Genomic DNA, 22,234 nt, shown 5'->3' with positions numbered 1-22,234 from the left:
TATAGTAAATCTGTTAAACCATTCTAATGGTGTGAAATTCGGAGAAGGAGTATGTTTCATGAAAGGAATTCAACTTGTATTTAAAGATTGGAAAGCGATGTGGCACCATAAACATGGGCGTATCGCTTTAATTTTTTTATTAATCGTTCCTTTAATTTATTCAGGGTTCTTTTTAGCTGGATATTGGGATCCGTACGGACGATTAGATAAATTACCTGTTGCGATTGTAAATTTAGATAAGGGTGCTGCGATGGATGAGAAAACAATTCGTGCAGGAGACGATTTTGTAAAAAATTTAAAAGAGAATAAGGAACTAGCTTTTCATTTCGTATCAGAAAAAAATGCTGATGAAGGGCTAAAAGAAGATAAGTACTATATGGTTGTTACGATTCCAGAGGATTTCTCTAAAAAGGTAAGTACACTTATGGATGAGAAACCAGAGCCAGCGCAGCTTCAGTACAAAGTAAATCCGGGTAAAAACTTTGTAGCAGCGCAAATTGGAACGACAGCTGTTGAAAATATGAAAACAAAAATTTCAAATAGTATTACGAAATCTTATACAGAAGGTGTCTTTTCAAAGTTTCAAGACTTAGCACAAGGGTTGAGTGATGCAAGTAATGGTGCTGGGAAGTTACAAGAAGGAACGACAGATGCAAGAAATGGGGCAAATCAGCTTGCAGATGGTATTCATCGTTTAAGTGACGGGACATCAAAAGTGAAAGAGGGAAGTGAAAAACTTGCTTCTAGTCAATCAGCTTTAACTGATGGAGCGAATGAGCTGAGTGAAGGGGCAAAATCCCTTCATAGTGGTATGGAGTTATTAGCACAAGGTGAAAAAAACTTACAATCAGGGGTTAGTGAATTAAGTGCTGGTACAAATGAATGGGTGAACGGAAGTGAGAAACTTGCTGACGGGCAAGTGAAAGCGGACAATGCAGCAAATAGTGTAAAACAACAATTAGAAGAGTACGTGAAAAGTCATCCAGAAGTGCAGCAAGATCCTGATTTTCAAAAAATCGTTGCTACTTCTAATGGATTAGCTAAAGCAACAAACACCTTAAATAATAGCCAGCAACAATTGACGCAAGGTGCAAAGAAGCTTGCGGATGGTCAACATAAGATGGAAGAAGGTATAAATACATTCGGAGTTAAGTTAAATGAGGCTACTGCTGGAACGAAAAAGATAGCAGATGGTGCGGCGAATTTAGCTAGTGGATTTACGAAATGGGGAACTGGATTTACATCATTACAAGAAGGTGTAAATCAACTTGCGAGCGGGGGAACAGAGCTGAATCATGGTGCTGATCAGTTAACGAACGGACTTGTTAAACTTGACGATGGTGCGAAAGAACTTTCTACGAAATTAGGAGAGGGCGCAGAGAAGATAGCAGATGTTCGGAATGATGATGCACGCAATACGATGTTCTCAGAGCCGGTTCAATTAGTGAAATCAACAGTTTCTGACGTGCCTAATTACGGTTCAGGTATTGCACCATATTTCTTATCGCTTGCATTTTATGTTGGCGGAATTATGGCATCAAATATTTTACCGCTTGGCCGTAGACAAAATATGAAAGTAAGCGGAACGGTACATTTTATTAATAAATTAGGATTAGTATATTTAATTGGACTTATTCAAGCATTACTAGTGGATGTGGTTGTGCTAGGAGTTATGAAATTAGAAGTTGCAAGTGTGCCACTCTTTGTTTTATCAAGTATCGTTATTTCCTTTACGTTCATGACGTTTATTCTTATGTTAGTAACGGTATTTGGTCTTGTTGGAAAGTTCTTAGCGGTAACGCTTCTCGTCTTGCAATTAGCGACGAGCGGTGGGACTTTCCCAGGAGAATTAAATATAGCTGTTCTTAGCAAGATTGGACAATTTCTCCCAATGTCCCATTCTCTTAGAGGATTGCAAGATGTGATTTCTTTAGGAGATTGGTCGCAATTACAAATGCAAATTTTAATATTGTTATGCTATCTCGTTGTTGCTGGTGGAATTGCTTGGATTACGAGCCATATACAACATAGGGAAACGAATGTAGAAAAAGTTTCTTAAAATGAAAGAAGCTATCCGATTTTTTCGGATAGCTTCTTTTTTATTTACGTTCCATTACCGCAAAGTAATTGTTTTCATTATCAGCAAAGTTAAAAGCTCTGCCAGTAGGTAAATCTACAACTTGTCCAACAGTAACGTTTTTCTCAGAAAGATCTTTATATAGTTGATCTAAGTTGTTAGAGAAGAACATAAGTGAAGGAGTACCTAAGTTTAATTCAGGTTGCATCTTTGCAATTAACGCTTTATCGTGAAGGACGATGCTTGTCCCTGCTTCTTTTGCTGGCGCAATTTCAATCCAGCGAAATCCTTGTCCATTATTTTCTTCCGCAATAATTTGGAACCCTACTGTCTCAGTCCAAAATTGCATGGCTTCATCTTGATTATTTACATATAACATAATTTGTCCAATTTGATTAATCATAGGTGTATCCTACTTTCTTTTCTTGTATGGAATTCTATTATATCAAAGATATGGTTTGCATACTTTTTCGTGATTTTTTCGAAGTACGATCTTCGCCCATCTCACATTTGCCCTAGGAGACGGTCCTGTAATCCATGTATGAAATGGTAGTGTACTGCATATGACCATTGTTGAAATCGAGATTGTGGCTGTTATTGTAAATAATAATAAGCTATACAATATTGTGTTTTCTTGCAGTATGAATAAAGAAAGAAACTTTGTACATAGTTGCAAGAAGAAAAAGTGAGCTAAATAAGCACCATACGTGTAATTCCCGATAAATCGTAAAGCTTTATATAAGAAACCGCGTCGTTGTACGATTGTAATCGATAGCACGTAAAGTATGATAATTTCGCATACGATATATAAAAACATAGATGGCTTTAAATAAGTCGAAACGGTTAAATGAATAGAGTTTGCTCCGTAAAAACTAAATAACTCATAATTGATGAATAAAAATAAGATAAAAAATAAGATTGTAATAAGCGGAATATGTTTTATGACAAATGTACGCCACGCTTTTAGTGCGACAGCAGCGATTCCTCCCATGACGAAATAGAATGAGTAGAAGAAAAAGGAACGGTCTGTATAATGTAAAATGGTTGAGCTAGTCAATTTCTCTCCATTAAAAATGTAGTGCGAAGAATACCACATTAAGAGGAAATATAGGCAAGCAAAGACGGTCATATATTTATATATGTCTTTTTTATTTTCTGTTCGTTTTTGAAACCAATAAAATAGTGTGCACAGCAAAGGGAACAGTAGGTGAATTTGAAACATCATAATCACATACCAAAGATGGGGTGCGGCTGTTCCGAGTAATAAACTTTTTATTCCGCCTTGTAATGTGATCATATCGTTTGTTGTTAATAAGTAAAGAATAGACCAGAAGAGATAAGGAATGAGTAAATGTGCGGCTTTTTCAGAAATATATTCTTTGTATACTAATTGCTTTGTATAGTGACGAATTAAGTGGAAGCCGACGATAAATATGAATGCAGGTGCTGAAAATTTTGCAAGGTTAAATAGCATGCCCATAATGAGGGATTGCTCAAGTAAGACATTTCCTTGATTCATTGTATATAATAAGGAACTTTGCAAGACGACAGCAAGGAATGCAATGCTTTGCAGAACTTTAAATTCAGGTGCGCTTTGAGTCATTATGTCCATCTCCTTTTCCATACATGATTATAGTACGGAGAATGGATAATGGATGTGGAATATTTGTGAAGATTTTAACAAATTTGTGGCGGAATAGATTATATCGACGATTTTTCGGATATATCGTTCATAACTTCAAATATATCAACGATTTTTTCAATATATCGACGTTTCGACAAGGGATATCGACTTATCAACAAATAACGACAAAAAGAGGATGCTCAAAACGAGCATCCTCTTTCTATCTATTAAGCAAATTTGTTTTTGATCCAGTTCTTACCTTCTACAAGGCGAGCTGTCATTACGGCACAAGCGTTATCTGCTGTTACGTTTAACATCGTTGCAGGAGGATCAATGATTGTACTGATTGCTGCGATAATTGGCAATGCTTCTGGCGGGAAGCCATATAAAGAAACGATTAACATTTCACCAATCATACCGCCGCCTGGAATAGCGCCCATTACTGTTCCTACTAATAGAGAAACAACAAGTGCGATTGCTAATGTTTTCGGTCCTTCGAATTCCATGTTGAAAATACCGAATAAGAAAGCAATTTTTAATACGCCGCCTAAAACAGAGCCGTCTTTATGAAGTGTAGATCCAAGAAGGACAACTGTTTCACGAACGTCAGAAGAGATACCCATTTTCTTCGTTGCTTCTAAGTTCGCTGGAATACTTGCGGCACTACTACAAGTTGCAAGAGATGTAACTGTAGGAGAGACCATGTTCTTCCAAAATACTTGTACACCTTGCTTGCGACCTGCAAGGTATGCATAGAACGTAAAGAATACAAAGAAGTAAATAAGAGACGCTGGATAGTATACCATTGCTGCTCGGAAGTAAGTTCCAAGAAGCTGTGGTCCGAATTCACCAACTAATGCTGCGAAGTAAGCAGCAAGTCCGATTGGAGCGTAGTACATAATGAAAGATACGACTTTCATTGAAATTTCTGCACCAGCTTGTAAGAATGTAGCGAATGGTTTTCCTTTTTCACCAACTGCTGAAGTTGCAATCCCCATTAAAATAGAGAAGAAAATAAGAGCTAACATATTTTCACGAGATAGTAACTTCGAGAAGTCAGATACTGTTAGAATACCGACGATTTGATCTGCAACACTAACTGCTTTTTCAGCTTTGTCAGGTTGGGTTAGTTCTAATACAACACCTTGTGCTGGCGGGAATACTTTCACGACAATAATCATAAAAATAGCAGCTAAAATACTTGTAAATAAGAAAGTCCCAGCCATACTAGACATAATTTTACCGAAACGTTTTAATCCATCCATATTAGCAATGGATGACGCGATGCTAAAGAACACTAACGGTACAACAATCGTAAACATTAAGTTTAAGAAAATGTCACCAAGCGGCTTTAAAGCAACTGCATCGGCACCCATGAAATAACCAATGAAACCACCAATTAGGATAGAAGATAATAAAATAAGTGGAAAGCGATATGCCTTCATAAATATATCCTCCTATCAATTAAAAAAATCATACTGAATTATTATAGCGAGTTAAAGCCCTCTTTACTAGGAGAATACGGATAGATGGAATAGCGTGAAAACCGAGAAATTTTTGTTTTTAAGCTCGGCATACAGCAGGAAATCTAGACATATATATTTGTAACCTAGTTGTGGTAAGGGATGCACCATAATTTAGGTTTAGAAAAAGGGGGAGGGAAGCGAGATGAATATTTTGCTTTGCTGTGCAGCGGGAATGTCTTCCAGTTTGATTGTTACTAAAATGGAGAAAGCAGCAGAGGCAAGAGGAATAGAGGTAAAGATTTGGGCTGTATCAGGTTCTGAAGTAAATAGCCATATTGATAAAGCCGATGTACTTTTACTTGGGCCACAAGTACGTTATTTATTACCGAAAATGAAGGAATTATGTAAGGAGAAAGGGGTACCTGTTGATGTCATTCAATCCGTTCATTACGGACTTTGTAATGGGGAAGCTATCTTGCAAGCAGCTTTGTCAATGAAACCATGAGGAGAGTGGGATAGATGATACGGTTTTTAGAGAAATATGTAATGCCGGTAGCAGGGAAGGTTGCAGAGCAGAGGCATTTGCTAGCAATTCGTGATGGACTTGTATTGACGATGCCGTTCTTAATTATAGGATCAATTTTTCTTATTATTAGTACATTACCAATCCCAGGGTATAGTGAATTCATGGCGAGTTTGTTCGGGAAAAACTGGAACGTAGCATTAGGGTATCCAGTTAGTGCAACTTTTAATATAATGGCTTTAATAGCCGTTTTTGGAATCGCTTACAGGCTTGGGGAATATTATAAAGTGGACGCTTTAGCATCCGGGGCATTGTCGCTTGTGACATTTTTACTTGCAACTCCATTTCAAGTTTCATATATCATGCCGGGTACGAAAGAAAGTATACTGGTAGATGGAGTAATTCCAGCGGCATTAATGGGAAGCCAAGGTTTATTTGTAGCGATGATTATTGCAATTATATCTACTGAAATATACCGATTTCTTGTACAAAAAAAGATGATTATAAAAATGCCTGAGACAGTTCCGCCGGCAGTAACGCGTTCATTTGCAGCGCTTATTCCTGGGTTTATTGTTGTGACAGTTGTTTGGATCATTAGATTGATTTTTGAACACACAACTTTCGGAAGCATTCATAATGTTGTAGGGAAGCTACTGCAAGAACCGCTGAGTATACTTGGTGCTAGTCTTTGGGGAGCAGTTATAGCGGTTATTCTCGTTCATGTCCTTTGGGCGTGTGGAATTCATGGAGCTACAATTGTGGGCGGTGTAATGAGCCCGATTTGGTTATCGTTAATGGATCAGAACCGGATTGCTTTTCAAGCGGGCCAAGATGTACCGAATACGATTACCGCACAGTTTTTTGATTTATGGATTTATATGGGCGGCTCTGGTGCAACACTAGCCTTAGTTGTCGGAATGTTATTGTTTGCGCGAAGTCAGCAATTAAAAAGTTTAGGACGATTGTCAATTGCACCTGGTATTTTTAATATTAATGAAATGGTAACTTTCGGTATGCCAATTGTCATGAATCCACTTTTACTTATTCCATTTATAGTAGTTCCTGTTGTATTAACGATTGTTTCTTATTTCGCAATGGAATGGGGATTGGTAGCTCGCCCAAGTGGTGCTGCTGTAACATGGACGACACCAATTCTATTTAGTGGATATTTAGGATCGGGTGGCAAAATTTCAGGTGTGATTTTGCAACTCGTTAACTTTGCACTAGCGTTCGTCATATATTTACCGTTCTTAAAAATATGGGATAAACAAAAAATAGCGGAAGAAAAGGGGGCGTAAAGAACTAAAATGGATACGGTAGAAACGAAGGCCTTTCACTTAATCTTGCATGGGGGAAATGCGAGAAGTTGTTCAATGGAAGCAATTGATTGCGCGAAGCGTGGAGAGTTTACAGAAGCAGAAGCGAAATTACAAGAAGCGTTAGAGGAATTAAAAGAGGCACACCGTGTACAAACGGATCTCATACAGAAAGAAGCCGGTGGTGAAAAGACCGAAGTTACCCTTCTGATGGTGCACGCACAAGATCATTTAATGAATGCAATTACGGTGAAGGAATTAGCGAGTGAATTTGTAGAATTATATAAGAAGATGTCGGTAGCTGAATGAACCTTGCGTATGCAAGGTTTTTTATGTATGTGTCTGTACCATCAGTGGAGTGTTTGTTCCACTGATGGTATTTACAATCCTCCTTTTTACAAATGAGTAAGAGTGATATTTAATCGACAGTAACAATTTCTCCTATACCACGAATCAGTTTTTTTATATGCATCTCATTTGGTTTCAATATACTTACGATATAATCAATCGCTATTTGCGGTTCAACGGTTGTACCGCACGTATAACAGTCGATAGCTGCAAAGTTTTTTTCGGGATAAGTGTGAATAGAAAGGTGGCTTTCTGATAGTAAAACTAAAACAGTAACGCCATGCGGATCAAATTCTTTTGTACTTACGTTTAAAACGTGGGCACCAGATTGATCAGCAGCGTGAACTAAATGATGTTCTAAAAAGTACATATCATCTAATAGGGAAAAATCCACTCCCCACAAATCTACTATTATATGCTTACCGAAAGTAGAATATTCCATAAGGTAGCACTCCTTCCTGTGATATCGTCAAAACTCCATTTCCTGTTTATAACATTGATGCAGGATAAGGTTCGATTCTGAGTTTAGAAGAGCGAGATTACGTTGTTCTAAATGTTCTTCTCTAAATTGAAATAAAGGAGAAAGAAGAGAAGGTAATGTTCGAGGTGTTGGCACTACATATAATTGCTCAATTTGATCGAGTACATAGGCAGAATTAGCGGCAATATGAAATCCCCAGTCAGTTCCGAAAGAAGGAACGATTGTATGATAACTTTTCACAGTTAATCCCGCATGTTCAATTGTGTTACCGATACTCCAATATACTAGAGGTGCATCAGCGGGTGAGTTAGATTGGCAGACGAATGCACCATCTTCTGTTAAGAATGTAGCTATCCGAGCAAAAAGTTCGCTTGTATATAAAGTACTTAAAATTTCTGTTGCTGGATCAGGAAAATCAATAATAATTACATCGTATAAGGATGAAGGAGAATTTAGAAATTCTTTCGCATCACATACGTGCACATTCACGCGACTATCCAAAAATGCATTGTTGTTTAAAGATACTATTTCTGGAACATTACGTGCCATATTAATCATTGCCTCATCTAAATCAACAAGGTCTACATGTAGCACAGTTTCATATTTCAAAACTTCTCGCAGGGCAAGACCATCGCCACCGCCTAATATGAGAACACGTTTTGGATCAATTACTTTTGACATAATTGGATGCACAAGTGCTTCATGATAAATTTGCTCATCGACGGAACTGAATTGTAGTTGCTTGTCCAAATATAAACGGATATCACTAACTTGTACCAAATTAATATTTTGATAACTACTTTGTTCCGCAAATAAATTTGTATGTTCACCAGCTTGTATTTCTTTTAGAGAAATTTCATCCCATATATCTAGGTTGTGTGAATCCGTGGGTACTATGACTACATTTTCCGTTTGTGCTTGCTTGTCCTGTTTATCCTGTTTATCCTGTTTGTCGTGCTTATCCTGTTTGTCCTGTTTGCCATGCTTGTCCTGCTTATTTTCTACCGCCTGCTGTTCTAGTTCAAATTTGTTAGAGTCTAATTCAGAACGTTTGTCTTTTTTATAGCTTGTTATTCTATAAATCTTTATTTTGCTTTGTTTTCTATGTTTTGGCATAGGAATCCCCTTTCGAATTGTGTTACTTTACTCTATTCTATGTGATTTAGTAGAGTTTGCTTGGACAATAGATAGAGGAGTTTTTTTAATAGATTTTTACGCTAAAAAAATTTTTTTAGTGTTTTTTTGTTTTAAACACAACTAGACAACTAAACACTAATCTATTTTCATACAGTTATGTGTTAAAAGCGTGTTGTTTTATAACACACTGTGTGTTTTTTGGTCGACACACTAATTGAAAGCGTTAACACACAAAGAAAATGGTCGAAAAAGTGCTGAATTTAGTGGTTTTAAAAAGTTGGCACGCTAATTGCATTAATAAATAGCGTAAAGAAAAATAAATAAAATATAAATTTTTTATACTACACAAGGGGGATTTTCAAATGAATATTTTATTATGTTGCTCAGCAGGGATGTCTACAAGTTTACTAGTTACAAAAATGGAAGCGGCTGCAAAAGCTCGCGGTCTAGAAGGAAAGATTTGGGCTGTATCTGGGGATGCAGTAAAAACAAATATCGATCAAGCAGATGTATTATTACTAGGACCACAAGTTCGTTACATGCTTTCTTCAATGAAAACGCTTGCTGATGAGAGAAACGTTGGAATCGACGTTATCAATCCAATGCACTACGGCATGATGAATGGAGAAGCAGTTTTAGATCATGCATTGACACTTAAAAAATAATTAGGGGGGAAGTAAAATGCAAAAGTTTATTGCATTTATGGAGAAATATATTGTTCCTGTCGCTGGTAAAATCGGGTCGCAACGTCATTTAGCTGCGATCCGTGACGGATTTATCGCAGTTATGCCACTTATTTTAGTTGGTGCACTGGCATCACTAATTAATGGTTTTCCATCTGAAGCTTTCCAAGATTTCATGAAAGGTTTGTTTGGTGAAACGTGGAAACAAGTTGGCGGTGGAATGTGGACTGGTTCTTTTGCGATTCTAGCACTGATCATAGCATTTACAACAAGTTATAACTTAGCAAAATCTTACGGCGTTGATGGTTTGTCAGCAGGTATTATTTCATTTGGTGCGTTAATTATTCTTACGCCAACAACACCGAAAGAAGGCGGATTGAACTTAGTTTGGACAGGTGCACAAGGGTTATTCGTAGCAATTATTGTGGCACTCCTTGTTACTGAAGTATTCCGTTTCTTCGTACAAAGAAACATTACTTTTAAAATGCCTGATGGAGTACCACCAGCAGTTTTAAGATCTTTTGCAGCTATAGTTCCAGCATTTGTTATTTTAACAGTAGTTGCGGGTATTCAATTAGCAGTGAAATTAGCTGGTACAAGTGTTCATGAATTTATCTTTAATACGATTCAATCACCACTGCAAAGTTTAGCAGGGACATTACCAAGTGCAATTGTCATTGTACTCCTTGTTCATCTTCTTTGGTTCTTCGGTTTACATGGTCCGAATATCGTTGGTGGTATTATTGAGCCATTATACTTACCGGCATTAGAGAAAAACATGAAGTTATTCCAAGGTGGTACATCTGCATTTGATGTTCCAAACATTGTTACAAAACCATTCTTTGATACTTTCGTATATCTGGGTGGTTCTGGTGCAACATTAGCGTTCTTAGTAGTTGTATTACTTGTAGCAAAAAGTGCACAATTACGCGGTGTATCTCGCTTATCAATTGGACCAGGTGCATTTAATATTAACGAACCAGTAATCTTTGGTACGCCAATTATTTTAAATCCAGTTTTATTCTTACCGTTTATCATAACACCAATTGTATTAGTAATTACTTCTTATACAGCTATATCTATTGGTTGGGTACCAAAAACAGTTGCGATGATTCCATGGGCAACACCACCAATTATTAGTGGTTATCTTGTAACAGGTGGGCATCTTTCAGGCGCAATTCTACAGTTATTCAACTTTGTAATTGCGATGGTAATCTATTATCCATTCGTTGTATTATGCGATCGTTCTGTTGTTCGTACTGAAAAAGCAGCAGCACAAGGAAATAACAACTCTGTACCTATGTAACACAGTAATTGTTCTCACAGATAACATTATCTGTGAGGACAATCACCTTTATATCATGTTCAAAAAGATGAGACCCATCTACAAGAACACCAAACTATCATTCATAAATTAATATTTTAATAGAAATGTTCAAACTGAAGGGGTATGTAAGTCGGTTGAACGATAATAGAGAGGGCGGTAATTATGATGACTACAGCAGAACAAATTCCATTCCAATTGATTTTAAATAGTGGTAATGCACGAAGCTTTGCGATGGAGGCACTTCAATTTGCCAAACAGGGGAAAATGGCAGAGGCTGATGAAGCGATGGTAAAGGCGAAAGAAGCGATTAATGAAGCGCATCATTTCCAAACGGAGCTCATACAATCAGAAGCAAGAGGAGAAAAAACAGAGATTAGTGTTCTTTTAATTCACGCACAAGATCATTTAATGAATGCGATTACAGTAAAAGAATTAGCAGCAGAGTTTATCGATCTTTATAAAAAGCTTGAAGCGAAAGGGGAATAAAGCATGACTGGAATTAAAATTGCTACAATCGGCGGTGGATCTAGTTATACACCAGAGTTAATTGAAGGATTTATTAAACGTTATGATGAGCTTCCTGTTCGTGAAATTTGGTTAGTAGATATTGAGGCAGGAAAAGAAAAGTTAGAAATCGTTGGTAACTTAGCGAAACGTATGGTAAAAAAATCTGGTTTACCAATTGAGGTACATTTAACGCTTGATCGTCGCGAAGCATTAAAAGATGCTGACTTCGTAACGACGCAGCTTCGCGTAGGTTTATTAGAAGCTCGCGCAAAAGATGAAGCAATCCCGTTAAAATATGATGTAATCGGTCAGGAAACGAATGGTCCTGGTGGTTTATTCAAAGCATTGAGAACGATTCCTGTTATTTTAGATATTTGTAAGGATATGGAGGAGCTTTGTCCGAATGCATGGTTAATTAACTTTGCAAATCCAGCTGGTATGGTAACAGAAGCTGTTCTTCGTTATACAAATATTCAAAGAGTAGTTGGTCTATGTAACGTTCCAATCGGAATTCGTATGGGTCTTGCGAGATTACTTGAAGTAGATGCAAGTCGTGTACACGTTGACTTCGCAGGTTTAAACCATATGGTATACGGACTAGACGTATACTTAGATGGCGTCAGTGTAATGGATCGTGTGTTAGAGCTTGTAACAGATCCAGAAAAGCAAATTACGATGGAAAATATCGCAGCGCTTAACTGGGAACCAGACTTTATTCGTGGCCTTCGTGCAATTCCATGTCCATATCACCGTTACTACTACAAAACACGTGAAATGTTAGAAGAAGAGAAAGAAGCTTCGGTTGAAAAAGGTACACGTGCAGAAGTAGTAAAACAATTAGAAGATGATTTATTCGAGTTATATAAAGACCCGAATTTAGATATTAAACCACCACAATTAGAAAAACGTGGAGGCGCTTATTATAGTGATGCAGCATGTAGCTTAATTACGTCTATTTACAATAATAAAGGTGATATCCAGCCTGTTAATACACGAAACAACGGAACGATTGCAAGCTTACCACATGATTCGGCTGTTGAAGTGAACTGTATTATTACGAAAGAAGGTCCAAAACCAATTGTAGTGGGAGATCTTCCAGTACCAGTTCGCGGTTTAGTACAACAAATTAAATCATTTGAGCGCACAACAATTGAAGCTGCTGTTACAGGGGATTATCATAAAGCGCTGCTTGCTATGACAATTAACCCACTTGTACCATCAGATAAAGTGGCAAAACAAATTTTAGATGAAATGTTGGAAGCGCATAAAGAATATCTTCCGCAGTTCTTCAAAAAGGTAGAGAAATAAAAGCGGCGCTATTTAGCCCGCTTTTTTTATTCTATTAGGAGGTGTTACGATGATTAAATTAATTGTAAATGCAGATGATTTCGGTCTTACAGAAGGTACAAATTACGGCATTATTGATGGACATATAAATGGACTTGTAAATTCAACGACGATGATGATGAATATGCCAGGAACAGAGCATGCGGTACGCTTAGCAAAAGAGTATAAAACATTAGGAGTAGGCGTACATCTCGTATTAACAGCAGGGGAACCGCTTCTTGGAGACGTACCATCACTTGTAAGTAGCGATGGATTGTTTCATAAACAAAGCATCGTATGGGAAGGGAAGATAAATCCGGAAGAAGTGGAGCGAGAATGGACTGCTCAAATTGAGAAATTCTTATCTTACGGATTAACGCCAACTCATTTAGATAGTCATCACCATGTGCACGGCTTACCGATTTTGCACGATGTTCTTGAGAGATTAGCGACTACATATAATGTTCCGATCCGTCGTTGTGAGGAAGAGCGAGCAGTACGCCCATTTTCTGACGTATTTTACAGTGACTTTTACGCAGATGGTGTGACGGAAGATTACTTTGCGAAGTTAAAAGAAAGAGTACAAGGTGAACAAACGGTAGAAATTATGGTTCATCCAGCGTATATTGATCCAGAGCTTGTGAAGCGTTCTTCTTACGTAATGGATCGCGTGGAAGAATTGCGCATTTTAACAGAGAGTGAGTTGCCTGAAGGAATAGAGCTTGTAAAGTTTTAATAGAAAAAAGACGGCTACATTATGCCGTCTTTTTTTATTTACAAAATGGATAGAATATATCCGCCAAAGGCTCCAAGTATAACGATAACCCAAGGTGGTGTTTTCCAAAAAGCGAGCAAGCAAAATAGAAGAGATGCAAAAACAAAATCTACAGCATTCATAATCGTGCTTGTCCAAATCGGATCATAAAAAGCTGCTAATAAAATACCGACAACGGCCGCATTGACTCCAAGTAGTGCGCCTTGTATGAAAGATATTTTTCTCACACTGTCCCAAAAGGGTAAAACACCAATAACGAGTAAGAAAGCAGGAAGAAAAATCGCAATGGTTGCGAGTATTGCCCCAAGCGTTCCGTTTAACACTGCTCCTATATAAGAAGCGAATGTAAATAGTGGTCCTGGCATTGCTTGTGTTAATCCGTATCCAGCTAGGAACTGTTCTTTCGTCATCATTCCGTTTTGTACGAACTCACCTTCAAGAAGGGGGAGGACGACGTGTCCGCCTCCAAATACAAGTGCACCAGAGCGATAGAAACTATCAAATAAAGCGATGTAATAAGAGAACGGTCTTAATATTGGTAGCAGTAGTAATAGTCCGAAGAATAAGACGAGACAAGAAACTGCTATCTTTTTTGAAATAGGTACTTTTATATGTTGAGATTGGCTAATTGGTTGATTGCGATATAAAAACCAACCGATAAAGCCAGATATGATAATGAGAATGACTTGTGTCCAGCTACTTGGCCATAATAAGGCGATTGCGGCAGTTGCAATTGCAATCGTCGCACGATTTCGGTCTGGCGTTAATTTTTGCGCCATTCCCCATATGGCATGAGCGACAATAGCGACTGCTACAAGTTTTAGCCCATGAATCCAGCCAGCACTTCCAAGATCGAACTGATTAAAGAATGAAGCGAAGAAAACTAAAACGAGCACAGACGGTAGTGTGAATCCAATCCATGAAATAATAGCTCCTAATAGTCCGCCCCTTAATAATCCAACCCCCATACCGACTTGGCTGCTAGCAGGACCAGGAAGGAATTGACTTAGTGCTACTAAATCTCCATAGCTCCGTTCATCCATCCATTTTCTTTTTTGTACATATTCGTGGTGGAAATAGCCGAGATGGGCGACGGGGCCACCAAACGAAGTAAGTCCTAATTTAAATGAGACGAGAAAAATCTCTAATAATGTGTGAAAAGTGTATTTGTTTTTTTTCAAAATGACCTCCTAGAATGTTTTTCTAAGTGCATTATACAAGAGGTAGTAAAGCAAAAGGAACGATTCTAATGTAAAGATTGTGTGAATCTTTTCTTCGTAATTAAAGCTTGAAAAAGTCATAAATGATTATGTATAAACCATAAAGTAGTAGAAGTAGTGCTGGGAAATTTATATAAGGAGAATGCCCGTATGACAACACATTTCTTTGCGAGGTTAACAGGTAAGAGGGAAATACCTCCTGTAAATACAGAAGCTTATGGCGTAGCAGAGTTTATATTTAGTGAGAATTTAAAGAAGTTGCAATATCGGGTCATATTGAAAAACATCGAAAAAGTTACATCATGCCAAATTCATTTAGGGAAAGCAAATCAAATTGGTCCAATTGTTTTAAGTTTATTTGGTCCATTAAAGCAAGGTATTAGTGTTAATGAAGGAGTCGTCACTGGTGTAGTTAATGTGGGGGATTTTGAAGGGCCTTTACAGGGGCGAGCGTTTGATAGCTTACTGCAAGAAATCATTCAGGCGAATGTATATGTAAATGTTTATACGAAGTCCCATAAGAAGGGTGAAATAAGGGGGAGAATTAGGAAAGTAAAGAAGTAGCAAAAAGGCTGTTCATCTGGAACAGCCTTTTTTGCTATAAGGTACAAATTTTAATGAATATAGCCGGTAAATCGATATATCTTGAAAATCGCTGATAAAATCTGAGTTGCGCTGATATATTTTGAAAATCGCTGATGAAATCTGCGTTACGGTCGATATATTACAAAACTGCCACGATTAATTTTTTACAGGCTGATTTTTAATGAAGAAGTCCATAACATAAAACACTTCGTCATCAGGTATTTGTATTTCAAATGTATTTTCAATTGGCTGCAATGCTTTTTTTACTTTCATATACATCCAGTATTCATCTTGTCTTCGTTTCTCTTTATCTGGATGAGGGAGGAGGCTTTCTCCTTTTTGAAGACGGTCAACCATACAACTCATATGCAGAATAACACCCATTAAACTGTCAGGAGTTAGCTGTAAGGAAATTAATTCTTGAATTGTATTCAATGCGTAACGGATCGTTTTAATAAGTAATGCTCCGTCGTTACGCTGCATTTGTTGTTCAAGGATATCAGCCATTTTTGCATATGTTTCTTCATACGTAATTAATTCTTGAATTGGCTGAATCGCTGTGTAGTTTACAATGTCTTGGAAATGATATGTTAAGCATGGCACTTGCACATCGAAATTCGTGACGATACAAATGATATTCCGCTCTTTTTTTATGTTCTCAATCATTTTCGTTAAATCTTTTTCATGGACGATACTAATCGGAATGATTTCAATTAAGTCTTTGTCAAATCGTAAATAGTTCTCCAACATTTTTTGAATAGCTAAAGCACTGCCTTCCCCAGTTAAACAAGCTGTCAAAATAACAGATTTCATTGGTGATAGCGGTTTTTTCTTTTCTTCTTGTACGTTTAAGTAAAACGGTGTTAAGTTCTTCACCGTTTCATATAATGCATCTAACGAGTAGCCAAGCTGAGCTTTTCGAGCCGCTTCTAGTGCATGTGGAGTGCTTGTCATGGAAAGAACACGCACTGGAATTTTGAACTCAGTTTCTAATATATCACCAATATAAGCGAGAGATCCCATATCAACGAGTAAGAGAAGCCCGTTTACATTTTGGAGTGTTTTCATATACACTTTCACACGCTCTAAGAAATCTTTCGGCGATTCATGTAACGGCATATCGATACCGGTTACTTCGTTAATGCCGAGCAGTTCATTTGCGACGTTTGCCATTTCTGTTGCTATGCCGTTGCCGTGCGCTAATATTAATACTTTTACTTCTGTTTGTGAGGCAGGAATTGGATCAACAACGAAGAACATTGTTAAAAAGCCTGCTTCATCGATAGGCATTGTTATTTGTAATTCGTCTTCCAGTAGTTGAATGCATTGCATAGCTACGGAAAAAGCTTCTTTATATTTCGTACGAATTTGATTTAATTGCGGGTGATGAATTTGTTTTCCGGCCTGTAAACGTTGTAGAGTTGTCTGTACATGTAAACTTAAAGCGAGAAATACTTTTTCATCGAACGTTTTGGATAAATGTTTTTCAGCAAGTTCAGCAATTTTTTCACAAACGGAAACGATATTACGATCTACAATTTTAAAAACATTTTCATGACTTGTCTTTTTTGACATTTGGTTAAAATATTGTACGAAAAAGCTTTGAATATCATTTTCTATTAGTAATTCTAATTCTTCCTCTTCAATACCACGAGCTTGAAGTTCTTCATATTTATAGTCAATATAATCGTAAATAGAAGACTGTTTTTCATTTTCTATTTTATGATTACTCCAACCTTCATCACCTGTAAATATAAATGTTTCATTCGGTATTTGGTATAGATGACGGCTCTTTCTTTCAATGAATAGTCCTTCTTTCATATACCAAGGTAAGTCTGTGCTTGAAACATAGACAGAATCACGTTTCTTTGTCACGAAGTCAGAATAGGCTTTCGCACAGGCAATTTGTACATCCGTTTTTAATTGGCCGATGTTATTGGGACAATTGTAAAAGACGAAAGCACGCATTGCATTCGGGCTAACGTGAATTTCTTTTCGCAAGCGAATTGCTTCATTTGTGAAAAATAGTTGCAGTAAAGCAAAACGTTCTTTATGTGTACGCTCACGAAGTGGTGGCAGCGTGACAGTCATTGGTATACGTCTTGTAAATGTTTTTAATAAAAATGAATTTGGTTCTTCTGTTGTTGCAGTAATGATCAATACTTGTGCTTTACGTTCGTTTTCTGTTTCTCCAAGGCGGCGATATACTCCGCGGTCAATAAAGGTGAAAAGCATTTCTTGTCCCTCTGGAGGAAGGCGATGTACCTCATCTAAGAAAAGGATCCCTTCATGTGCTTTTTCAATTAACCCTTTTTGATCACTTGCCCCTGTATACGCTCCTTTTTTAATCCCAAATAATTGCCCGAGTAGTAGCTGTGGGTTATTTGCATAATCAGCACAGTTAAAGACGATAAATGGTGCATTTTTAGGAAGCTGTTCAACTTCAATTGCATATTCGTGCATTAAAGAAGCAAACATGGATTTTCCGACGCCTGTTTCTCCGAGCAGTAAAGTATGCATACCGTTTGGAGGATAGAGAATAGAAGCTTTCGCTTTTTCGATTGCGATTTTAAGGCTCGTATTTTCAACTGCAAATGTATCTAATGAAGTTGTTTCTTTTGAATGCGTTTCCAACGAAGGGTTCGTTTCTATATAAAAACGAACAGGACGCGTATTTGTTTTTAATAAACGTTTATCTTTTACGAGTTTGTTTAAGTCGCTACTTACATTGGCTCGATCTAGCTGCAACAGGGTAGCGAGTTCTGATGCAGTTACACCTTCTGTATAATTGCTTTTTTGTATTGCGTTAAAAATGAGATCTATTCGTTTCATTTCTATTCACCTCGAAACTTCATCACTATTTAAAATTTTACACAAAAATGGGAAGGGTGGGAAGAGAAAAATAAAACAGCTTTAGCACATAGGCACTAAAGCTGTTACAATCTTGTGTCTTTCCAAAAGTTTACTTCGAGATGAGAAGATGGATTATAGGGAAGAAGCTTGTATCCTTGTGACTGTAAGTAATCAATTACTTGTGGCAGTATTTGTACGGTTACACTCGAATCATGCATTAAAATTACTTCGACTTGTTCATCGCTCTGATTACGTACCCTTTCTAGTATGGCAGAAGGGTTATCATAGCTTTTCCAGTCGTATGTATCGATTGTCCAATCCCACATTTTATACTGGGCTGATACAAGTGCATCACGGTAATTCTTTTTTAAATAAGGCATGCTACCATACGGGACACGAACGAGATGTGAATTTAATTTTGTAACTTGCTGAACGATGCTTTGTGTTTGTTCCATCTCTGTAATTAAAGCAGATGGATTACCGGTGTAAAGGCGTTTTACATCATGTGACATACTGTGAAGCCCGATATAATGTCCGTCTTTAATTAATCGTTGCATTGTCTTTTTATAATGTGGCACTTTTCCACCAATAACAAAGAAAGTTGCTTTTCCGTTCTTTTCTTTTAAGATGTTTAAAATTTGCGTAGTATATTTGTTTGGTCCGTCATCAAATGTTAAGTACGCGATTTTTTTGGTAGAAGAGGTAGTTTCGGTATTTGGATGATGTTCAGCAGGGGGAATGGTAGTCGCTCCTGCATGAGATGACGCGTACATAGTAATCGTTAAAAATAAAATAATGTATTGAAATACTCGCTTGATCATAACATTCACCCTCAGTTTGACAATCAAGATGTAAAAAAGAAAATATAATCCTTTTCTTATTATGTATATCTTTCTCCAATAGTGGAACTCTCAAACAAGCTATATTTTGGAAATGTAAAATAATGAATAAAAAATAGCATCCTCTTATAAGAAAGAGGATGCTATTTGAATATTTCATAATAGTAAAGGCTATACTACAATTAGTCTTCGCGTTTTTTCACTTTTTTATAAAAGGAAATAAGTGGTTTGTAACGTTCATGTACAAGTCCAATTACTTCAGCAATAATCTCTGTAAAGAAGATTAAAACGAAAAGAAGAATAATGGATAACCATAATGTTGCACTAGTAAAAATAATAGCATTTACGCTAAAGAAGATACCAAACGCGTATATAATTAGTACCGTTTTGCGATGTGAGAAGCCCATTGCAAGTAAACGGTGATGTAAATGCGATTTATCTGGTGCTGAAATAGGTTTTTTATTTACGATACGACGGATAATTGCAAATGCCGTATCAAATACAGGTACGCCTAAAATGATAACTGGAACGATAAAGCTGAATAGCGTTACACTTTTGTATAATCCAAGTAACGATATAACAGAAATACAGTATCCTAAAAATAGTGCTCCTGTATCTCCCATGAAAATTTTTGCTGGATGGAAGTTGTAGAATAAAAATCCAATTGTACTTGCAAGTGCAATTAGTGCTAGAGGTAAAATGATAGCCGTTCCAGTACCCCATGGGCTAGTGAAGGCCATGTATGCTAGCGTTGCCAGTACGATAGATGAAATACCAGCGGATAATCCATCTAAGCCGTCAATTAAGTTGATGGCATTTGTAATACCTACAATCCAAAATACTGTAATTGGGTAAGCAAGCCATCCAAGTTCAGTATCCCCGAGGATTGGAATATATAATACTTGCACTAATAATCCACTTTTTACAATCATAATGGCAACTACTAGTTGTCCACCGAATTTTACCTTCGCAGATAACTCGTACATATCATCTAAAATACCGATGATTACAATGATAATCGCACCTAGCGTTATCGATAACATTCTTTGTTCGTATAAGCCACCGACAACAAATCCAACAGCCACACCAATAAATATTGCTAACCCGCCAAGACGAGGCATGATCTTTTGGTGCACTTTACGCGCGTTTGGCTTATCTGTTGCTCCTATTTTAAAAGCTAACTTAATAACTAAAGGAGTAACGACGAGTACAGTGATGAAAGATGCCAAAATGGCATAAATCACTTGTGAGTCCATTAATACCCCACCCTTTTATAGTCTAACGTAATTTTTTTTTTAATATATTTATCTGAAAATTATGATGTTTATTTACAGGCTCATAACATATGGTATCACAAAAAGATTAGAATTCAATCTTTTTTTCGTTTTATGGTAAATGGAAGCGGATAGAATATATGACAATGGTATACAGAATGTTGAATCGTTTGAGAAGGTTAATCGTATTGGGCTTTGGAATATGACATTTTCTCTTTCTCTTTAATAGCGAATAATTTTATTTCAATATTATAAGTGTTACACGTAGAAATGAGTAAGTTCCGTGTTAAAATGTGGGAATTTTTCAAGCCTGAATGTGCAGCTTTAATCTCGGTAAAATTTCTATTGGTTTTATGGACAATATTTAATTTTACAAAAACTTAAAAAAGAATGAAGAAAGCAATTCATATAATAAAGAAGTAAAAGAGTTTTCTCATTTTTAATGTGAGAGGGGGAAGCACAGGGGAAATTCTATGCATTCGTATATTTTCTATTGTATATTCCTGTGCGAAAAGGAAATGAAAATTACGATAATAGGTACCGGATACGTTGGATTGATTACAGGAGTAGGATTGGCAGTATTGGGACATTCGGTTACAGGTTTTGATATAAATGATGAGAAAATGGAACGGATAAAACAAGGGGATCTGCCTATTTATGAAGCTGGCTTATATGAATTAATACATGATGCGTGTGAGAATAATCGTTTAACTTTTACAACAAGTAAAGAAGAAGCATTTCATGATGCAGAATTTATATTTATTACAGTTGGAACGCCATCGTTATTAGATGGGACAGCAGATTTAACATATATTCAAAATGCATGTTTTGATATTGGAGCATATGCGACTAAAGACATTATTGTTGTTACAAAAAGTACTGTTCCTGTAGGGACGAATGGTGCTATGAGGGGATGGATTGAGGAGACATTACAAAATAGGCATGAATTACATATTGTATCGAATCCCGAATTTTTACGGGAGGGTTCAGGGATTTACGATTTTTTTCAGGGAGATCGTATTGTAATTGGAGCTGATAATGAGGAAGCGGCGCGAAAAGTTGAGAATTTATATAGTAAATTACATTTGCAAACGTATGTTACAGATATAAAAAGTGCAGAGATGATTAAATACGCATCGAATGCCTTTTTAGCGACAAAAATTAGTTTTATCAATGAAATTTCAAATATATGTGAGAAGGTAGGAGCTAATGTATTAGATGTTGCAAAAGGAATGGGAATGGATAAGAGAATTGGGTCGTCTTTTTTAAATGCGGGCATTGGTTACGGGGGATCGTGTTTTCCGAAAGATACGAAAGCGCTTGTGCAAATTGCAGGGAATGTGGCACATGATTTTCGTTTGTTAAAAGCCGTCATTGAAGTAAATAATAAACAACAGCTATTATTGATTGAGAAAGCGAAGAAAGTAATAAATATGAACAAGAAGCGGATTGCAGTGCTGGGAGCAGCATTTAAACCGAATACAGATGATATAAGAGACGCACCGTCCCTTATTATGATACAAGAATTAATGAATATAGGTGCAGACATAGTATTATATGACCCGAAGGCGATTCAAAATATGAAAAATATCTTTGGGGAGACTATACAATATAGCGAATGTATAGATGAATCGATTAGAGGGGCGAGTGCGGCTTTTATCGTGACAGAATGGGAAACAATCAGGGCTTATCCGTTAGAAAAGTACGCACAACTCATGAGAGAACCTATTTTATTCGATGGAAGAAATTGTTATACTAATAAGGATGTTGAGAAACAAGGAATAGATTATTATTCTGTTGGAAGAGAAAGTGTTTGTAAGAGGGATTTTTCCATTAGTCGTTAAAAAGGCATGTATTCATGTATATTCTTATA

20 protein-coding genes are annotated in these 22,234 nt (G+C 36.9%); 11 read left to right on the top strand and 9 right to left on the bottom strand.

What is annotated here, in order from left to right:
• Positions 1-58: 58 nt before the first annotated feature.
• The gene (locus tag MR147_RS13395; protein ID WP_074606588.1) at positions 59-2,059 is read left to right on the top strand and encodes a YhgE/Pip domain-containing protein; all 2,001 of its coding nucleotides are present in this window, start codon (positions 59-61) and stop codon (positions 2,057-2,059) included.
• A gap of 40 nt (positions 2,060-2,099) precedes the next feature.
• Here the strand turns inward: MR147_RS13395 and MR147_RS13390 are convergent, their stop codons facing one another.
• The 3 genes from MR147_RS13390 to MR147_RS13380 form a co-directional block, all read right to left on the bottom strand.
• Positions 2,100-2,480, bottom strand: coding sequence for a VOC family protein (locus tag MR147_RS13390; protein WP_074606590.1), 381 nt, complete (start codon positions 2,478-2,480; stop codon positions 2,100-2,102).
• 42 nt (positions 2,481-2,522) lie between these two features.
• Complete coding sequence (locus MR147_RS13385; RefSeq protein ID WP_242304402.1) at positions 2,523-3,680, bottom strand: acyltransferase; 1,158 nt, start codon at positions 3,678-3,680, stop codon at positions 2,523-2,525.
• A 248-nt stretch (positions 3,681-3,928) separates the two neighbouring features.
• On the bottom strand, positions 3,929-5,146 hold the full coding sequence (locus MR147_RS13380) for a dicarboxylate/amino acid:cation symporter (protein WP_000649370.1): 1,218 nt from the start codon (positions 5,144-5,146) through the stop codon (positions 3,929-3,931).
• A 223-nt stretch (positions 5,147-5,369) separates the two neighbouring features.
• Here MR147_RS13380 and MR147_RS13375 point away from each other — a divergent pair, with 223 nt between their 5' ends.
• The 3 genes from MR147_RS13375 to MR147_RS13365 are packed head-to-tail and all read left to right on the top strand — an operon-like array spanning position 5,370 to position 7,315.
• Complete coding sequence (locus MR147_RS13375; protein WP_001023546.1) at positions 5,370-5,672, top strand: PTS sugar transporter subunit IIB; 303 nt, start codon at positions 5,370-5,372, stop codon at positions 5,670-5,672.
• Positions 5,673-5,686: 14 nt separating this feature from the next.
• On the top strand, positions 5,687-6,988 hold the full coding sequence (gene celB, locus MR147_RS13370) for a PTS cellobiose transporter subunit IIC (RefSeq protein ID WP_046198048.1): 1,302 nt from the start codon (positions 5,687-5,689) through the stop codon (positions 6,986-6,988).
• A gap of 9 nt (positions 6,989-6,997) precedes the next feature.
• Positions 6,998-7,315 carry a PTS sugar transporter subunit IIA gene (locus tag MR147_RS13365; protein WP_046198049.1) on the top strand — a complete coding sequence of 106 codons (318 nt, stop codon included), beginning with the start codon at positions 6,998-7,000 and terminating at the stop codon, positions 7,313-7,315.
• 109 nt (positions 7,316-7,424) lie between these two features.
• Here the strand turns inward: MR147_RS13365 and speD are convergent, their stop codons facing one another.
• Both speD and MR147_RS13355 read right to left on the bottom strand, forming a co-directional pair.
• Entirely contained in the window at positions 7,425-7,796 is a 372-nt protein-coding gene (speD, locus tag MR147_RS13360; protein ID WP_074606594.1) for an adenosylmethionine decarboxylase, read from the bottom strand.
• A 27-nt stretch (positions 7,797-7,823) separates the two neighbouring features.
• Positions 7,824-8,951 (bottom strand): polyamine aminopropyltransferase, encoded by a 1,128-nt coding sequence (locus tag MR147_RS13355; protein ID WP_242304400.1) that lies wholly within the window; start codon positions 8,949-8,951, stop codon positions 7,824-7,826.
• A 383-nt stretch (positions 8,952-9,334) separates the two neighbouring features.
• On the opposite strand from MR147_RS13355, the gene MR147_RS13350 reads away from it, so the two are divergent.
• The 5 genes from MR147_RS13350 to chbG all read left to right on the top strand — a co-directional run bounded on the left by MR147_RS13350 (position 9,335) and on the right by chbG (position 13,551).
• On the top strand, positions 9,335-9,637 hold the full coding sequence (locus MR147_RS13350; protein ID WP_001023569.1) for a PTS sugar transporter subunit IIB: 303 nt from the start codon (positions 9,335-9,337) through the stop codon (positions 9,635-9,637).
• Positions 9,638-9,653: 16 nt separating this feature from the next.
• Positions 9,654-10,961 carry a PTS cellobiose transporter subunit IIC gene (celB, locus tag MR147_RS13345; RefSeq protein ID WP_001168828.1) on the top strand — a complete coding sequence of 436 codons (1,308 nt, stop codon included), beginning with the start codon at positions 9,654-9,656 and terminating at the stop codon, positions 10,959-10,961.
• Between the two features lie 183 nt (positions 10,962-11,144).
• On the top strand, positions 11,145-11,468 hold the full coding sequence (locus MR147_RS13340) for a PTS lactose/cellobiose transporter subunit IIA (RefSeq protein WP_000989050.1): 324 nt from the start codon (positions 11,145-11,147) through the stop codon (positions 11,466-11,468).
• A 3-nt stretch (positions 11,469-11,471) separates the two neighbouring features.
• Positions 11,472-12,797 (top strand): 6-phospho-beta-glucosidase, encoded by a 1,326-nt coding sequence (gene celF / locus MR147_RS13335; RefSeq protein WP_242304398.1) that lies wholly within the window; start codon positions 11,472-11,474, stop codon positions 12,795-12,797.
• Positions 12,798-12,846: 49 nt separating this feature from the next.
• Entirely contained in the window at positions 12,847-13,551 is a 705-nt protein-coding gene (chbG, locus tag MR147_RS13330) for a chitin disaccharide deacetylase (RefSeq protein ID WP_074606599.1), read from the top strand.
• A gap of 38 nt (positions 13,552-13,589) precedes the next feature.
• On the opposite strand, the gene MR147_RS13325 is transcribed toward chbG, so the two are convergent.
• Entirely contained in the window at positions 13,590-14,771 is a 1,182-nt protein-coding gene (locus tag MR147_RS13325) for a chromate transporter (RefSeq protein WP_242304396.1), read from the bottom strand.
• A 189-nt stretch (positions 14,772-14,960) separates the two neighbouring features.
• Here MR147_RS13325 and exsM point away from each other — a divergent pair, with 189 nt between their 5' ends.
• Complete coding sequence (exsM, locus tag MR147_RS13320; RefSeq protein WP_074606603.1) at positions 14,961-15,374, top strand: exosporium regulatory protein ExsM; 414 nt, start codon at positions 14,961-14,963, stop codon at positions 15,372-15,374.
• A gap of 177 nt (positions 15,375-15,551) precedes the next feature.
• Here the strand turns inward: exsM and MR147_RS13315 are convergent, their stop codons facing one another.
• From MR147_RS13315 to MR147_RS13305, 3 genes are all read right to left on the bottom strand, one after another.
• A complete protein-coding gene (locus tag MR147_RS13315) occupies positions 15,552-18,227 on the bottom strand; it encodes a sigma-54-dependent transcriptional regulator (RefSeq protein ID WP_242304394.1) in 2,676 nt (891 codons plus the stop codon).
• Between the two features lie 104 nt (positions 18,228-18,331).
• Positions 18,332-19,069 (bottom strand): polysaccharide deacetylase family protein, encoded by a 738-nt coding sequence (locus MR147_RS13310; RefSeq protein ID WP_074606606.1) that lies wholly within the window; start codon positions 19,067-19,069, stop codon positions 18,332-18,334.
• A 200-nt stretch (positions 19,070-19,269) separates the two neighbouring features.
• On the bottom strand, positions 19,270-20,343 hold the full coding sequence (locus MR147_RS13305; RefSeq protein ID WP_074606608.1) for a glycosyltransferase family 4 protein: 1,074 nt from the start codon (positions 20,341-20,343) through the stop codon (positions 19,270-19,272).
• Between the two features lie 491 nt (positions 20,344-20,834).
• On the opposite strand from MR147_RS13305, the gene MR147_RS13300 reads away from it, so the two are divergent.
• Positions 20,835-22,205: a UDP-glucose dehydrogenase family protein gene (locus MR147_RS13300; RefSeq protein WP_080493690.1), complete on the top strand. Its 1,371-nt coding sequence runs from the start codon at positions 20,835-20,837 to the stop codon at positions 22,203-22,205.
• Positions 22,206-22,234: the final 29 nt, after the last annotated feature.

Source organism: Bacillus cereus group sp. BfR-BA-01350 (assembly GCF_022663775.1).
Taxonomy (GTDB): Bacteria; Bacillota; Bacilli; order Bacillales; family Bacillaceae_G; genus Bacillus_A; species Bacillus_A paranthracis.
Note: the sequence above shows the minus strand (reverse complement) of the source record. Positions and strands in the feature narration are given on the sequence as shown.

Excerpts from the sequence above, each read along its gene's own strand:
- MR147_RS13395 (WP_074606588.1), top strand. The coding sequence starts at position 59 with ATGAAAGGAATTCAACTTGTATTTAAAGATTGGAAAGCGATGTGGCAC.
- MR147_RS13390 (WP_074606590.1), bottom strand. The coding sequence starts at position 2,480 with ATGATTAATCAAATTGGACAAATTATGTTATATGTAAATAATCAAGAT.
- MR147_RS13385 (WP_242304402.1), bottom strand. The coding sequence starts at position 3,680 with ATGACTCAAAGCGCACCTGAATTTAAAGTTCTGCAAAGCATTGCATTC.
- MR147_RS13380 (WP_000649370.1), bottom strand. The coding sequence starts at position 5,146 with ATGAAGGCATATCGCTTTCCACTTATTTTATTATCTTCTATCCTAATT.
- MR147_RS13375 (WP_001023546.1), top strand. The coding sequence starts at position 5,370 with ATGAATATTTTGCTTTGCTGTGCAGCGGGAATGTCTTCCAGTTTGATT.
- celB (WP_046198048.1), top strand. The coding sequence starts at position 5,687 with ATGATACGGTTTTTAGAGAAATATGTAATGCCGGTAGCAGGGAAGGTT.
- MR147_RS13365 (WP_046198049.1), top strand. The coding sequence starts at position 6,998 with ATGGATACGGTAGAAACGAAGGCCTTTCACTTAATCTTGCATGGGGGA.
- speD (WP_074606594.1), bottom strand. The coding sequence starts at position 7,796 with ATGGAATATTCTACTTTCGGTAAGCATATAATAGTAGATTTGTGGGGA.
- MR147_RS13355 (WP_242304400.1), bottom strand. The coding sequence starts at position 8,951 with ATGCCAAAACATAGAAAACAAAGCAAAATAAAGATTTATAGAATAACA.
- MR147_RS13350 (WP_001023569.1), top strand. The coding sequence starts at position 9,335 with ATGAATATTTTATTATGTTGCTCAGCAGGGATGTCTACAAGTTTACTA.
- celB (WP_001168828.1), top strand. The coding sequence starts at position 9,654 with ATGCAAAAGTTTATTGCATTTATGGAGAAATATATTGTTCCTGTCGCT.
- MR147_RS13340 (WP_000989050.1), top strand. The coding sequence starts at position 11,145 with ATGATGACTACAGCAGAACAAATTCCATTCCAATTGATTTTAAATAGT.
- celF (WP_242304398.1), top strand. The coding sequence starts at position 11,472 with ATGACTGGAATTAAAATTGCTACAATCGGCGGTGGATCTAGTTATACA.
- chbG (WP_074606599.1), top strand. The coding sequence starts at position 12,847 with ATGATTAAATTAATTGTAAATGCAGATGATTTCGGTCTTACAGAAGGT.
- exsM (WP_074606603.1), top strand. The coding sequence starts at position 14,961 with ATGACAACACATTTCTTTGCGAGGTTAACAGGTAAGAGGGAAATACCT.
- MR147_RS13315 (WP_242304394.1), bottom strand. The coding sequence starts at position 18,227 with ATGAAACGAATAGATCTCATTTTTAACGCAATACAAAAAAGCAATTAT.
- MR147_RS13310 (WP_074606606.1), bottom strand. The coding sequence starts at position 19,069 with ATGATCAAGCGAGTATTTCAATACATTATTTTATTTTTAACGATTACT.
- MR147_RS13305 (WP_074606608.1), bottom strand. The coding sequence starts at position 20,343 with ATGGACTCACAAGTGATTTATGCCATTTTGGCATCTTTCATCACTGTA.
- MR147_RS13300 (WP_080493690.1), top strand. The coding sequence starts at position 20,835 with ATGCATTCGTATATTTTCTATTGTATATTCCTGTGCGAAAAGGAAATG.